The sequence below is a fragment of the Pseudomonas sp. G1002 genome (genome assembly GCF_013385455.1).
GTDB lineage: Bacteria > Pseudomonadota > Gammaproteobacteria > Pseudomonadales > Pseudomonadaceae > Aquipseudomonas.
This window is the reverse complement of sequence record NZ_JACAPY010000034.1, coordinates 156,147-169,233: the sequence shown is the minus strand read 5'-3', so window position 1 is coordinate 169,233 and position 13,087 is coordinate 156,147. Positions and strand designations below refer to the sequence as shown.

At 58.7% G+C, this 13,087-nt stretch carries 14 protein-coding genes; 7 read left to right on the top strand and 7 right to left on the bottom strand.

Annotated features, from left to right (window positions below; all coding sequences use genetic code 11):
* Nucleotides 1–3,339 (top strand): RHS repeat-associated core domain-containing protein (locus HX801_RS23030; RefSeq protein WP_177022796.1); only part of this gene is annotated, 3,339 nt, incomplete at its 5' end.
* Nucleotides 3,336–3,746 (top strand): hypothetical protein, encoded by a 411-nt coding sequence (locus HX801_RS23025; protein WP_102369288.1) that lies wholly within the window; start codon nucleotides 3,336–3,338, stop codon nucleotides 3,744–3,746. The genes HX801_RS23030 and HX801_RS23025, both read left to right, overlap by 4 nt.
* Before the next feature lie 88 nt (nucleotides 3,747–3,834).
* Here HX801_RS23025 and HX801_RS23020 read toward each other — a convergent pair whose 3' ends face one another.
* The gene (locus tag HX801_RS23020) at nucleotides 3,835–4,272 is read right to left on the bottom strand and encodes a DUF3995 domain-containing protein (RefSeq protein WP_003214721.1); all 438 of its coding nucleotides are present in this window, start codon (nucleotides 4,270–4,272) and stop codon (nucleotides 3,835–3,837) included.
* Nucleotides 4,273–4,365: 93 nt separating this feature from the next.
* On the opposite strand from HX801_RS23020, the gene HX801_RS23015 reads away from it, so the two are divergent.
* The gene (locus HX801_RS23015) at nucleotides 4,366–4,755 is read left to right on the top strand and encodes a DUF2946 domain-containing protein (RefSeq protein WP_003214719.1); all 390 of its coding nucleotides are present in this window, start codon (nucleotides 4,366–4,368) and stop codon (nucleotides 4,753–4,755) included.
* A gap of 95 nt (nucleotides 4,756–4,850) precedes the next feature.
* The gene (locus HX801_RS23010) at nucleotides 4,851–6,977 is read left to right on the top strand and encodes a TonB-dependent siderophore receptor (RefSeq protein WP_177022795.1); all 2,127 of its coding nucleotides are present in this window, start codon (nucleotides 4,851–4,853) and stop codon (nucleotides 6,975–6,977) included.
* Between the two features lie 156 nt (nucleotides 6,978–7,133).
* Here HX801_RS23010 and HX801_RS23005 read toward each other — a convergent pair whose 3' ends face one another.
* The 3 genes from HX801_RS23005 to HX801_RS22995 form a co-directional block, all read right to left on the bottom strand.
* Nucleotides 7,134–8,150, bottom strand: a complete 1,017-nt coding sequence (locus HX801_RS23005; RefSeq protein WP_177022794.1) for an ABC transporter substrate-binding protein — start codon at nucleotides 8,148–8,150, stop codon at nucleotides 7,134–7,136.
* 123 nt (nucleotides 8,151–8,273) lie between these two features.
* Nucleotides 8,274–8,471 carry a hypothetical protein gene (locus HX801_RS23000; protein ID WP_008437165.1) on the bottom strand — a complete coding sequence of 66 codons (198 nt, stop codon included), beginning with the start codon at nucleotides 8,469–8,471 and terminating at the stop codon, nucleotides 8,274–8,276.
* Entirely contained in the window at nucleotides 8,471–8,920 is a 450-nt protein-coding gene (locus HX801_RS22995) for a hypothetical protein (RefSeq protein WP_003214715.1), read from the bottom strand. Before HX801_RS22995 ends, HX801_RS23000 begins: the two co-directional genes overlap by 1 nt.
* A 415-nt stretch (nucleotides 8,921–9,335) precedes the next feature.
* Here HX801_RS22995 and HX801_RS22990 point away from each other — a divergent pair, with 415 nt between their 5' ends.
* The 3 genes from HX801_RS22990 (at nucleotide 9,336) to HX801_RS22980 (ending at nucleotide 10,282) form a co-directional block, all read left to right on the top strand.
* Entirely contained in the window at nucleotides 9,336–9,590 is a 255-nt protein-coding gene (locus HX801_RS22990; protein ID WP_083853233.1) for a hypothetical protein, read from the top strand.
* 141 nt (nucleotides 9,591–9,731) lie between these two features.
* Nucleotides 9,732–9,962, top strand: coding sequence for a hypothetical protein (locus HX801_RS22985; protein WP_003214713.1), 231 nt, complete (start codon nucleotides 9,732–9,734; stop codon nucleotides 9,960–9,962).
* Nucleotides 9,963–10,045: 83 nt separating this feature from the next.
* Entirely contained in the window at nucleotides 10,046–10,282 is a 237-nt protein-coding gene (locus HX801_RS22980; protein ID WP_003214711.1) for a DUF2789 domain-containing protein, read from the top strand.
* A 4-nt stretch (nucleotides 10,283–10,286) separates the two neighbouring features.
* On the opposite strand, the gene HX801_RS22975 is transcribed toward HX801_RS22980, so the two are convergent.
* The 3 genes from HX801_RS22975 to HX801_RS22965 all read right to left on the bottom strand — a co-directional run bounded on the left by HX801_RS22975 (nucleotide 10,287) and on the right by HX801_RS22965 (nucleotide 12,787).
* On the bottom strand, nucleotides 10,287–10,490 hold the full coding sequence (locus HX801_RS22975; RefSeq protein ID WP_003214710.1) for a hypothetical protein: 204 nt from the start codon (nucleotides 10,488–10,490) through the stop codon (nucleotides 10,287–10,289).
* A 124-nt stretch (nucleotides 10,491–10,614) separates the two neighbouring features.
* Nucleotides 10,615–11,835, bottom strand: coding sequence for a methyl-accepting chemotaxis protein (locus HX801_RS22970; protein ID WP_371316583.1), 1,221 nt, complete (start codon nucleotides 11,833–11,835; stop codon nucleotides 10,615–10,617).
* A 547-nt stretch (nucleotides 11,836–12,382) separates the two neighbouring features.
* Nucleotides 12,383–12,787 (bottom strand): TraR/DksA C4-type zinc finger protein, encoded by a 405-nt coding sequence (locus HX801_RS22965; RefSeq protein ID WP_003214706.1) that lies wholly within the window; start codon nucleotides 12,785–12,787, stop codon nucleotides 12,383–12,385.
* Nucleotides 12,788–13,087 lie beyond the last annotated feature (300 nt).

Genomic DNA, 13,087 nt, shown 5'->3' with positions numbered 1-13,087 from the left:
TTTGCCTGGACGCGGTTGTATCGCAGCAGTGCCGTGGAAGTGGATTGCGGGTTGGGGTTTGGCTGGAGTCATGCGCTGGCGCAGCGCTTGGTGGTGAGCGGCGAATCGGTGGTGTGGACCGATCACGAGAACCGCAGCACCACCTTTCCCCTGCCCTCTGCTGCACGGCCGGCGATCACCAATAGCCTGGCGGAAGCGGCGATTTATCTGGGTGCTTTGCCGGATGAATGGGTGCTGGCTCAGGCTTCGCTTTTCTACCACTTCCGTGACGGTGTGCTGACGGCGATCAGCGATGCGTATGACAACCGGCTGCGTATTTCCCGTGACTATTCCGGGCGGATTCAGCGGATTGATAACGGCGTTGGTCAAGGATTGCTGCTGCGGTATGACCGCCGACATATCGTTGCCGTCGACTATCAGGTGCAGCGGGAACTGGACTGGGTTACCGAGCAGAACGTTGTTGCCTACAAGTACGACGATGCGTGGCGGTTGATCGAAGCGACCAACGCGGTAGGCGAAAGCGAGCGTTATCGCTACGACGATCAGCAGGTGATCCTGGAACGGGAACTGGCCGGTGGGGCGAGTTTCTTCTGGGAGTGGGAACGGTCCGGCAAGGCGGCGCGATGTGTCCGGCACTGGGCCAGCTTTTCGCAGATGGACACGCGGTATGTGTGGGACGACAACGGCACGGTCACCGTGCACAACGCCGATGGCAGCCAGGAAGTCTACGTCCACGACCAGCGCGCACGGCTGGTGCAGCGGATCGATCCGGACGGCGCGCAGCACTTCAAATCCTACGACGAAAAAGGCCGGCTGACGGTCGAGCAGAATCCACTGGGGGCGGTGACGGCGTATCAGTACGACGAAGCCGGTCGGTTGATTGCGCTGTTTCCCGGTGACGATGCACCCACCTCCTACGAGCATGACAACGGGTTCGTACGGGTTGTGCGCCGTGGTGACGCGGTGTGGAAATACCAGCGTAACGATCAAGGCGATATCACTCGCAAGACTGATCCGGATGGCAATTACACCGAATACACCTACACCCAACACGGAAAGCTCACGGGTGTTTGGTATCCGGATAACAGCAGCCAACGCTTTATCTGGAACGAACGCGGCCAGCTCATTGAAGAAAAACTGGCGAATGGCGGTGTGCGGCGTTATCGCTATGACGAGCTGGGGCGGCAGGTGGCTTGCGAGGATGAGCATGGTGCGCTGACCCAGTATCAGTGGGACGCCGTAGGTCGTTTGCTGAAAGTGATTCAGTCTGACGGGGCCACACGCGAATTCAGCTACAACCCGTACGGAAAAATCACCGCTGAGCGCGACGAGTTGGGCCGCGTCACCCGCTACGAATACGCCGATGGTCTGCACCTGATCAGCCGCCGGATTAATCCGGACGGCACGCAGCTTAAATACCGTTATGACAATGTTCGGCTGTTACTGACCGAGATTGAAAACGAGGTCGGAGAGACCTATCGGCTCGACTATCACGCCAATGGCCTGATCCAGCAGGAAACCGGGTTTGATGGTCGCCGCACCGCCTATGTCTACGACCTCGCCGGGCATCTGCTGGAAAAGACCGAATACGGCGATGACGGCAGTCAGCTGGTTACCGGTTATGCGCGCGATGCTGCCGGTCGCCTGGTAAGAAAAACCCTGCCCGACCGCAGCATTGTCGATTACACCTACGACCGCCTCGGCAATCTCCTCAGCGTCGACGACGGTCATTGGCCGCTGCATTACGAATACGACCTGCAAAACCGCCTCACCGCCGAACACCAGGGCTGGGGCACGTTGCGCTATGGATACGACGAATGCGGCCAACTCGAAAAACTACGCCTTCCGGATAACAACCGCCTCACCTTTCACCACGACAAAGGCGGCGACCTCGCCACCGTCGAACTCAACGGTAACCTGCTCACCTCGCACCTGTTCAAATCCGGCCGCGAACACCAACGCCAGCAGGGCCAACTCCTCAGCCACTACCACTATGACGACCAGGGCCGCCTGCACGCCCACGCGATCACCCAACAGGAACAACGCTACCAGCGCCGCCAATACAACTACGACAAACGCGGCAACCTCACCCGCATCCTCGACACTCGAAAAGGCCAGCACGACTACCACTACGACCCACTCGACCGACTGACCCGCGCCAACCACTCGCACGACCTGCAGGAACGCTTCGTCCAAGACCCGGCGGGCAACCTGCTGATGCAAGACCGCGTAGGGCCCAGCGTCGTCAAAGGCAATCGGCTCTTGATGCAAGGCGACCGTCATTACGACTACGACGCCTTCGGCAACCTCCTGCGCGAACGCCGGGGCCGCGCTCAACAACTGGTCACCGAATACCGCTATGACTGCCAGCACCGCCTGATCGGCGTCACCCAACCAGACGGCACACGGGCCAGCTACCGCTATGACCCGTTTGGTCGGCGCATCGCCAAAACGATAAAAAGCCAAACCACCGAGTTCTTCTGGCAAGGCGACACGCTGATTGCCGAACACAGTGCTGATCACCACCAAAGCTATATCTACGAACCCAACAGCTTTCGCCCATTAGCGCTGCTGAAAGGCTACGGCCCGGAAGACGCAAAACCCTTCCACTACCAACTCGACCACCTCGGCACCCCACAAGAACTCACCGCATCCGACGGAGAAATAGTGTGGTCAGCGCACTACCGCGCCTACGGCCAAATCGCGAAGCTGGACGTCAACACCGTTACCAACCCGCTGCGCTTTCAGGGCCAATACTTCGACCCGGAAAGCGGGCTGCACTACAACCGACATCGCTACTATAATCCGGATATTGGTCGTTATCTGACGCCCGACCCCGTGAAGCTGGCGGGTGGGCTGAACGGCTACCAATATGTGCCCAACCCGACGGGATGGGTTGACCCGCTTGGATTGAACACCTGCCCGGGTGGCGATGGATGTAAGCCGAAAGCCGTTGATAACGATCCTGCTAGAAAAGTAAAAGCCGATGAAGGTGTACCTTCGGCGCCAGTTATTAGAGGAGTTGATGCGGAAAGCTTGAATCGAACGCATAGTATCGAGGGGAAAAGATCAACCAAGCGAGTCGACGAAATCTCCCTCAGCATGCGGAGCAAGGGTTACGACACAAATGAGCCTATCGACGTGGTCGAGGTGAACGGGCAGCGCTATATTATCGACGGGCACCACCGAGCCTCAGCGGCAAGACGGACAAATACGCCAGTCACCATAAAATTGATAGAGAACCTAAATAGCCATAAGGGAACGCTCAAAAGTAAAGATGACGTAATAAACGCTTCGAATGCTGTTGGACTTGATAGGTTAGAAAGGCCGAGACGATGAAAAAGAACAACCTGGAGAATTTGATCCACGAATATCTATATCAGGTGAAAAGAGCGACTGATTTACTTGAGCGCACATTCGGAACAAAAAACATACTCCAGCTATGGCGCAGCAAAGAAATCCCGCAACGCGGGAGGATCACTGACAACATCTCCTACGAACTACACGGAATTGGCTGCAGAGTCGATTTTTCCGGAGTATGTATCGATTTCGACTATGGCCCAGACGAAAGAGTGGACGGCTTCGACCCGTGGCGGCTTTACATTTACGCATGCGAAGTACCACACCGGTACAAAAAGTACACCAACCAGAACACTCTCAAACTAGAATTCAATAATTATGTAGCGCAAGGAAAAGCACAAAAAATCACTGACTCCATGTCCAACCTATACTTCCTGAATCCTTGACCCTGCTCACCCCCTGACCAGCTGTCGCCAGGCGAACATTCGAGTTTACCCAGCGTAAAACTCACTCTTTCGCGGTAAACACTCCCCCTCAACTCCACGCCACCACCAACAACCCCGCCCCCAACACCAAACACAGCGGCGAGTAAAAAAATGTATCCAGCCGCGCAAACCGCGACCCGCCGACCTTCTTGAAAAAACCCACCAGCTCTGAATCCCCAATCGCCCGGGCAAACATCACCAGTGCTACTGCACTAATCCCCCACTGCAACGCATGGTTGGACACCGGCTCGAAATACAGCCCGGCCCGCAAACACACCAGCACCGCAATCGCCACCAACCCCACACCCACCAGCAACGTTCCCAGTGCCGACGGCTTGAACGCCGGTCGCGGCCCGCTGGCGAATTCACCCGGCAGCTGCGGAATAGCCGCCGTCACACCCAATTTGCCGCCGGCCGCCCAGTACAAATGCACCAGGCTGATAAAGCCAAAAACCCCGACGATCCATCGCGCGACTAAAAAGCTCATGGCTGGATATCCTTGGAAAAGTCCGAGAGAGGATAGCCCTCTTGAGATTTTTTGCAGGCAATTCGTCGGCGGCTGATGGTAAAGTGCCGCCCCATGAAACTCGCCCGTACCGACCGCTCGCTCATTGCCTGGATGCTCTACTGCTGCGTCCTGTTCAATGTGTTCGCCTGCAGCATCGGCCACGGGCAAATGGTCGGGATGCAGCTCAACGGCATCGGCGGCCAGTTCTGTACGGTGGACCCGCGCACCCAGGCGCCGGCGCCTTACAAGTCCACCGATGAATCCCTGCCCACGCTCTCGAAAGCCTTCGGTTGCCCGCTGTGCTCCACCGGCGGCATGGGTCCGGCGCTCAACTCCAGCCTCAACGTGGCGGTGCTTCCGCAACCCCATGCGCCGCCGCCCGCCATCGTTGCCAGTGCCGACATCCCTGCCCGCTTCACCTGGCCTGCGGCTAATCCGCGCGCCCCGCCCGCCTTCGCCTGATACCTGCGCTTTTCTGATTGGCCCACGCGGCTGCCTCCCCCGGGAGTGCGGACGGCACTGGGTTGTTTTCAAGCCAAGTTTTTCAGGATTCAACCATGAAACATTTACCCCTTTTGGCGGGCCTGTTCGGCTGCCTGCCTGTCAGCACCTGGGCGATTGAGCTGGCAACGACCACCATTGATGGCGAGCAAACCGGTGATGCCGGCCTGGCCCTGGATCAGTCCAGTGGCATGGCCTCGCGCCTGGGGCTGAGCGTGCGGGAAACCCCGGCGTCCATCAGCATTGCCAACCGCAATGACATCGAGCGCCGAGGCGCCAAGACCTTCCAGGACGCGGCCAATACCCTGCCCGGGGTCAACGCCAGCGCGCCGCCTGGGTTTGGCGGTTTCATTTCCTATCGAGGGTTTACCAGCAGCCAGATTACCCAGATGTTCAATGGCGTCGCGGTGTCCGGCGGCCTGGCTCGCCCCGTGGATGCGTGGATTTATGACCGGGTCGAACTGGTGGGCGGGCCCTCCTCGCTGATCAACGGCGCCGGCTCCGTCGGTGGTTCGCTGAACTACGTGACCAAGCTGGCCACCCGTGAGGAACAGGCCGCCGAAGGTCAGCTCACCTATGGCAGCTACGACACTGCCGGAATGGCCTTCGGCCTGAACCACGCCCTGACCGAGCCGGGCGCCGAGGTCCAGCATTACGCGCGCCTGGACGTAAGCCGCAACACCAACCACACCTATATCGATCGCCAACAGCGCGATGCCTGGAGCGTGGCGTTTTCCCTGCTGAGTGATTTCACCCCGAACCTGTCCCACACCCTGGCCCTGGAATATCAGGACGAACACGAGGACAGCCCCTACTGGGGCACACCGGTGCTCAACCCGAAGTCGGGCGAGTTGAAGATCGACAAACACAACCGCTTCAACAACTACAACGTGGCCGACGGTCGTTATGAGCAACGCACGATCTGGGTGCGCTCGATCATCGACTACCGGATCAATGACAGCACCACGCTGAAAAATACCCTCTATCACCTCGACAGCCAGCGCGACTATCGCAACCTGGAAACCTACCAGTACAACGCCGATAACAGCGCGGTGAATCGCTCGACGGCCTATCAGGTGCGGCATCAGGGTGAGCAGAACGGCAACCAGTTCGAGCTGCGCCATGACGACACATTCTTCGGCTTGAGCACGACCTGGTCGGGCGGCTTTGAGTACAAGGTCAACAGCACCACCAACAACCCGTTGAACGTATCCGCCAAAAACACGGTGGACCCGAACAACTACGATCCGGGGCATTTCTATGATCTTCCCGGCACCAAGCCCGGCTTCGACCCGGACAAAACCAACGCCGTCACCACCAAGGCGTTGTTTGTCGAAAACCGCCTGGGTCTGACCGACAAACTGTCGCTGCTCACTGGGCTGCGCTACGACGCGATTGACCTTGAGGTCACCAACCACCGGGACATCACCGCCAGCAATCCCCGGCACGTCAAGCGCAGTTGGGAACCGGTGACCGGGCGCATCGGCCTGACGTATCAGTTCATTCCACAAGCCAATGTCTACGTGCAATACAGCACCGCCGCCGAACAGCCGAGCACCACCACCCAGGTGTTCGACGTGTCCACCGGCAAGCAATGGGAAGTGGGCAGCAAGTTCGATTACCTCGACGGTCGCGGCTCCGCCACGGTGGCCGCCTACCGGATCGAGCGCAAGGACTTCGCCGTCACCGACCCGCTGGACCCGACCAATAGCATTCCGGTGGGCGCGCAGACGTCCAAGGGTATCGAGCTGGCCAGTTCGTTGCGGGTCACGCCCAAGCTATTGCTGGAGGGCAACTACGCCTGGGTCGATGCCGAATACGAGGACTTCAACGAGAAAACCGCCAGCGGTGCCGTGGTGTCGCGCAAGGGCAATACGCCGACCAATGTGCCCAGGCAGGTGGGTAATCTGTGGCTGACCTATGACTTTGCGGAGGATTGGCAAGGAGGTGTGGATGCGCGGTATGTGGCGTCGGTGTATGCCGATAACGCCAACACGCTGACGGTGCCGGCCTTTACCTTGCTCGGGACGTTTTTGACTTACAAGGTGGATCAACACACCTCCGTGACGGGCCGGGTGCGTAACCTGACCAATGAGGTGTATGCCGAGTTTGCCCATGTGTCGCCGGCGTATTATCTGGGGTCGCCGAGGACGTTTGAGCTGGCGGTGCAGACGAAGTTCTAAAGCGCAGCAAGTTTCAAGGCAAGAATGAGGTCAGTGTGGGAGCGGGCTTGCTCGCGAAAGCGGTGAGTCAGTCAATACAAATGTTGGCTGAAAAACCGCTTTCGCGAGCAAGCCCGCTCCCACATTTTTGATCGCAATCGGGCTGTTATATCGGTGTTACTTCAGGCTGGCTTCGACCTTCTGCGCCACATCCTCAGTAAGCCACGCCTTCCAGACTTCCGGATGATCCTTGAGAAATGCCTGGGCGACTTCTCGCGGCTGGCTGTGCTTCTCGCTCATTTCGGCCAGCGCCTTGTTCAGCGGCTCGATCGGAAAGTCGACCTTGGCAAAGAACTCGGCGATCTGCGGATGCTCCTTCTGGAACGGCGTGGACACACCGATGCTCAGCTTGGAGGCCAGGGAACGTGTAGGTTTCGGGTCAGGATTGTCTGCATCGGTCAGCGTTTTCCACGCCTCGGCATCAAATGGCGGCTCTTCCAGCTGGATCAGCTTGTAGCGCCCCATCAACGGTGTAGGCGACCAGTAATAGAACAGCACCGGCTTGCCCCGACGGATCGAGGAAGCAATCTCGGCATCCAGCGCAGCACCCGAACCACTGCGGAAATTCACATAGCTGTCGTCAAGCCCGTAGGCCTTGAGCTTTTGCTTGTTGACCACTTCCGAGGTCCAGCCAATCGGGCTGTTGAGGAAACGGCCCTTGCTCGGTGCTTCCGGGTCCTTGAACACGTCCTTGTAGCGCGCCAGATCCTTCACGCTGCGCAGGTCCGGCGCGAGGGGCTTGATGCCTTTGGCCGGGTCGCCCTTGACCACGTACTCCGGCACCCACCAGCCTTCAGTGGCGCCCTTGACGATATCCCCAACGCCCACCACTTTGCCTTCGGCCTCGGCCTTGACCCACACCGGGCTGCGGCCGGCCCATTCTTCGCCGATCACCTGGATGTCGTTTTTCGCCAGGGCGGTTTCCAGGGTGATGGTGGTGCCGGGCAAGGTGTCGGTGGGCAAGTCATAGCCCTTTTCGACAATCACCCGCAGCACCTCGGTGATCAGGCTGCCGCTTTCCCAGTTCAGGTCGGCAAAATGAATCGGCGCCTGGGCCGCTGATACCGGCAGCGACGCCACCGACAGACTCAGGGTCGTCAGTGAGGCTACCAACAGTGCTCGAATTCCTTTCATGCTTTGCACCTCATGCCTTACAGCAATCGCGAATGGCTTTGCTGTAACACCGCGAAGCCTCTGAATACTTAAGTCAACTCAACTGTAGTAGAGGTTCCGAGGAACATGGCAGGCTGCCGGTTTTTACGCAGGATTGTTCAGCCGCTGCAACTCGCGGCGCACCATGCTGGCGAATTCGGCGGGCTTGAGTTCATACAGTTGGCCGGCGACCCAGCTCAACCAGGCGCCCTGCAACTCGGCCTTGCGGGCAAACAATTGAGCCGCCGTGGCTTGGGCATCGAGCAGGTGCTGCTCGTGGAACTGCGCCCTACCCTGGCTCATTACTCGCTGGCCTTGAAGGTCACGAGTTCACCCTTGCGCCATTTGGCGGCCTTGCCGGTGACGGCCTTCAGGGTCTTGGTCAGGCCTTCTACCAACTGCTCATTGGCGGCAAACACCAGCATCACGCTGTGGCCTTCCTTGAACACGATGCCCTGGCCTTCGGCCGAGGACACAAAGGCGTAATCGCCCAGGCCATACACCGTCAACTTGATATCGCGAAACTTCAGTTCGAACTTGCCGCCTTCGCGGCTGGGCAATACAGCGGCCCGGAAATGATCACCGACCTTGAGTTCCAGGCGCGGCTTGTCGTCCACCACCAATGCCGCTTCGGTATCGATCTCGGCGATGTAGATACCTTCAGGTGTCTGCTCAGTGACGTAGACGAAACGGGATTGAAACTGCTTGACCAACTTTGCGCGCAAATCACCCAGCACGAATAACGCGTGCATATCCAGATTACTGACTGCCAAGGAAACGCCCCCACATCAAAAGGGTGCTGTCCGCCCAAGCGGGCAGCACAAAAAAACGGCCGGAAACGGCACGATCACACAACAAATCCACTGATAAAAACTGAAGAAGATCACGCTGCCAGGCCATGAGACTAGTACAGGCGTGCCCGACGCACCTTACGCAGGTCGCCAGGCGTTGCAGGAAATCACAGGTTTAACGACCAGAGAATACTGGCCGACCCACTTCAGACAATAACCCTTTAAAAAATGCAGTTTCCGACATCCAACACAGAAACTAATGCTTTGGATGGAACCGGACGCCGGACACTGACGACAATACTAAAACAGCAACACGGGTCAAAACCACTCGAAATACTGCAAGCGGGTACGCAATGTCGATCGACAGGAGCTGATTATGCAACGACCTCAACCGATTGCCACACCTTCGAACACAGGTTCATCTTTTATCGATGACGGGCAATTCTACTCCCTATACACCCACGACAGTTGCCTGCATTCGGCGCTCTATCGGGTAGTCCCCGCCGGGAGAAACTTTTTCCATATCCTTGAAGTGCCCAGTGGGCGGATCAAAGGTTTTCGCAGCGGCCATAGCCAGGCCTGCGAACTGGCCCGACAGCTGGAAGCCATCCTGCAAGCGCCACACGGCTGAGGCGCGGCTGGCGTTTCGTCATCTGGTTGACTTTACTGCGCCGCCAGCGCGTAACAACTGCCATACTGGTCCGTCCATTGAGATTTGTGCCCTTGCGGTTCAGGTTTCATCAGCGCAATTACCTCCAAGGGAAGGCTATACGTGACGGAATTTGATATTGGCGAATTTTTCATCCATGGCGAAGCCAGGGAAGTAGACGGTGAGTTCCAGGCCGTGATTGTGATGCGGGCCAAGGCTCCCCTGACCACCGTGACGACTCACCAAGTAGAAAAGGACCGCTGGTTCAAAACCGTAGACGCTGCCAACACGGCTGCCAAGGAAGCCGCAAAAGCACTTAAGGCCGCCGTTGATTCCGGCGCGCTGACCTCCTGATTACCCGGCGCGACAATCCGATCGAACTCTGTCCCGCAACAACCCTCCCATGCATACGATGATCAGCCCGCATGGAGAACGATATGGAAGCGCAGACCTACACCCTCGAAGACCTGTTTGAACAACTTGGAGAAGATTCGTCACCCGAAGGGATTGACGATTTTATCGGCAAACACACCCTGCCCAATGACGTAAAGCTGATTGACGCGGATTTCTGGTCACCGCAACAAGCCCAATTTCTTAAAGATGAACTGCGTGAAGACGCAGTCTGGGCAATTGCGGTCGATGAGCTGAACCAGCGCCTGCACCAGCAACCCTGAGCCTTCAATGCAGGCTGTCTGACTGCTCCAGGTGCAACAGCGCCTCCCAGGCAGCCCTGCACTCTTCGGCTTCGTCGCGACTGGCGAACGCCGTGCCGCGCTGCTCGCCATTGAGCAACACTACCCAACAGGCCTTTTGCCCCAGCGCACGCAGGGTGGGCGGTACGCCACTGCCAATCATCACAGCCACATCGACTTTGGTTTGCATGGAGCGCCTCCGGAAAATTAGTTAGCTGGCTAACAATGTTCGCCATGCTACGGTTTTCTTCCAGTTGGAAAAAGCTATCCCCGGAATAGCTCCCTTGCATTACCTGCAACAATCCCCCGCTGAATCAGCGCCCCTCGGGTTTGTAGCCCAGGCGCAAGCCACCCCAATGCCGGCCATTGACCGTGATCGGCACCGACAGATCGTGCATCAACTCCCCGGTATCGCGAGTGTAGGTCTGCAACAACACCGCCTGCTGGTGGCTGCCGCAGCGGATTCCCGTGCGGTCTTCAAACTTGCGCTTGGTACGATTTTGTACCGCGTCCACTTGGGCATCGCCGGTCAGCGCTTGGGAGAACACCTTGTTGTGGGTTGGCACATAACCCTGTGGCGTGCAGGCGATGGCGAATACCAGGCCCTCATGCCGGGGCAGCAGGGCCTCCTGGATGGCCGGCAGCACCTGGTCGGTGTAGCCGTCAAAACGCGTGTGGTACTTGCTTGGCCGCGTGTTGGGAATGGCGGTGTAGCTGCGGTCGAACAGGTCATCGAGGCTGATGCGGTTTTGCAGGACGTCGGCTTCAAACTGCGCGGCAATGCGGCTCGCGCCTTCGCGTGCCAGGTCATAGATGCGCTGGTGGTAGTCATCCAGGCCGACCTCGGCAAGGCGCTCGCTGATGGTTTCAGCCTGGCCTTCCATTTGTACGGCGGCGGCGGCCAACTGTTGGGTCTGCTGGTCGCTGACGGTCAAATCGCTGCGCATCTGCTCCACCGCATGGAACAAGCTGTCGAGTTGGGCCCGGTTGGTGTCGGTGCCCTGGGCGATTTCATTGACCTGGCCTTCGACATCAGCTGCCAGGCTGGCAATGCTGTCCAGTTGCTCGCCGGCGTGCTCCACCTGCTCTACACCGGATTGCAGATCGGCCGACAATTGCCGGATCTGCTCCACCACCTGGGCGGTACGCTGCTGGATATCCGCCACCATCACCCCGACTTCATCGGTCGCCGTGGCGGTTCGCCCGGCCAGGCCACGCACCTCGTCGGCGACCACCGCAAACCCGCGACCATGCTCACCGGCCCGCGCGGCTTCAATCGCCGCGTTCAAGGCCAGCAGGTTGGTCTGGCTGGCGATCGACTGGATCACCAGGGTGACCCGCTGGATTTCTTCGCTGCGCTGGCTCAAGGCCTCGATCAATTGACGGCTGTCGTTGGCGCGCTGGCTGAGCTGGTGCATACGGGTGATGGACTGCGCCAGCACCTCGCGCCCTTCGGTACTGCGCTGATGGGCCTGGCTGGCCGCGCCGAGGGCCTGGCGGCTCAGTTGCGAGGTGACCTGCTCGGTGCCGATCATCACTTCGGCACTGCTGACAATCTGCTTCGCCGCGCCCAATTGTGATTGCAGCCTGGCCGCCAGTTGCTTGACCGAATAGGCCACGCCGGCAGCAGACAGTGCGTTATGGCTGGTGGTGTAGGACAGGTCGCGGGTCAGCTCGCCGATTGCATCGGTGGCTTCGGCCGGTGCGGCATTGTGGGTGCGATGTTTCAGGCGGGGCAGCCAGATCAGCAGCAGGGCCACCGGCAGGCACAGGTAAATCGAGAGTTGGGCGAACGCCAGGCCCAGCAGCAACAGCACCAGGGCGGTACTTTGCAGGAGCGGCGTCAACCAGCCGGGCAACTGTCGCGCCACCACCGGTGGTGACACTGCTGCGCCCATGAGAGATCCGTCTCCAGCCATGTTCGTTACCCCGCTGCTTGTCGTTATTGTGACTGCATTAGACGCCACTATGTGGCCATTATCCATGGGCCTTTAGTGGGGGGCTTGCAGCAGATCAATAAGCGGGGGGAAACGGCTGTTTTCTGCTGGGAACCGGGTAACCCGGCTCCAGCAGTTCACCGCATCAGGCTTGACGCTGGTGCTTGTCGATTTGCTCGTGGCGCTCTTGCGCTTCGATGCAGTACTTGGTGGTCGGGCTGATCAGCAGGCGCTTGAGGCCGATAGGCTCGCCGCTGTCGTCGCACCAGCCGAAGGAGTCTTCCTTGATACGGCCCAGGGCCTGCTCAAGTTGCGGCAGCATGCGCTGGTCGCGGTCGATGGCGTTCACCAGCCAGGTGCGCTCTTCTTCGACAGAAGCAGCGTCGGCCGGGTCTGCCGGGGTGTCCAGGCTTTCAATGGCGATGCGGTTCTGCTCGATGCGCTCGTGGTGTTCCACTTTCATGTCCTGCAACAACTTCTCGAAAAAAGCGTGCTGCTCGGCATTCATGTAGTCATCCGCCGGCATGGCCAGCAACTTTTCCTTTGTCATTGATTTCTCTATAAAAAATACGTGCATTAAGGCGAATAAGGGAGCGTTCCGGCCGACCTCTGCAGGTCTCGGAAAGGCGCCGTCCATTTCAAGCGCCACCCGGCACTCAATTTACGAGGGGCGGCAGTCTAAGGCCGACTTGAGGGCTCAGCAACTGAAATGACAGGCATTTTTTCCAAGATAACCCGCAAAGGCACCAGGACGGGCTCGGCGAATGGTCATCGGAGTGCGTTTATAGCAAGAAATTCAGTGTTGTGGAGCTATATAGAAGACAAACGGTTAAATGTGGGAGCGGGCTTG

Bases quoted from the DNA above. Each gene is read 5' to 3' on its own strand.
- HX801_RS22975 (WP_003214710.1), bottom strand. From the start codon at position 10,490: ATGCAAACCAAAGTCGATGTGGCTGTGATGATTGGCAGTGGCGTACCG.
- HX801_RS23025 (WP_102369288.1), top strand. From the start codon at position 3,336: ATGAAAAAGAACAACCTGGAGAATTTGATCCACGAATATCTATATCAG.
- HX801_RS22965 (WP_003214706.1), bottom strand. From the start codon at position 12,787: ATGACAAAGGAAAAGTTGCTGGCCATGCCGGCGGATGACTACATGAAT.
- HX801_RS22990 (WP_083853233.1), top strand. From the start codon at position 9,336: ATGCAACGACCTCAACCGATTGCCACACCTTCGAACACAGGTTCATCT.
- HX801_RS22995 (WP_003214715.1), bottom strand. From the start codon at position 8,920: ATGCACGCGTTATTCGTGCTGGGTGATTTGCGCGCAAAGTTGGTCAAG.
- HX801_RS23020 (WP_003214721.1), bottom strand. From the start codon at position 4,272: ATGAGCTTTTTAGTCGCGCGATGGATCGTCGGGGTTTTTGGCTTTATC.
- HX801_RS23010 (WP_177022795.1), top strand. From the start codon at position 4,851: ATGAAACATTTACCCCTTTTGGCGGGCCTGTTCGGCTGCCTGCCTGTC.
- HX801_RS23015 (WP_003214719.1), top strand. From the start codon at position 4,366: ATGAAACTCGCCCGTACCGACCGCTCGCTCATTGCCTGGATGCTCTAC.
- HX801_RS23000 (WP_008437165.1), bottom strand. From the start codon at position 8,471: ATGAGCCAGGGTAGGGCGCAGTTCCACGAGCAGCACCTGCTCGATGCC.
- HX801_RS22980 (WP_003214711.1), top strand. From the start codon at position 10,046: ATGGAAGCGCAGACCTACACCCTCGAAGACCTGTTTGAACAACTTGGA.
- HX801_RS23005 (WP_177022794.1), bottom strand. From the start codon at position 8,150: ATGAAAGGAATTCGAGCACTGTTGGTAGCCTCACTGACGACCCTGAGT.
- HX801_RS22970 (WP_371316583.1), bottom strand. From the start codon at position 11,835: ATGATCGGCACCGAGCAGGTCACCTCGCAACTGAGCCGCCAGGCCCTC.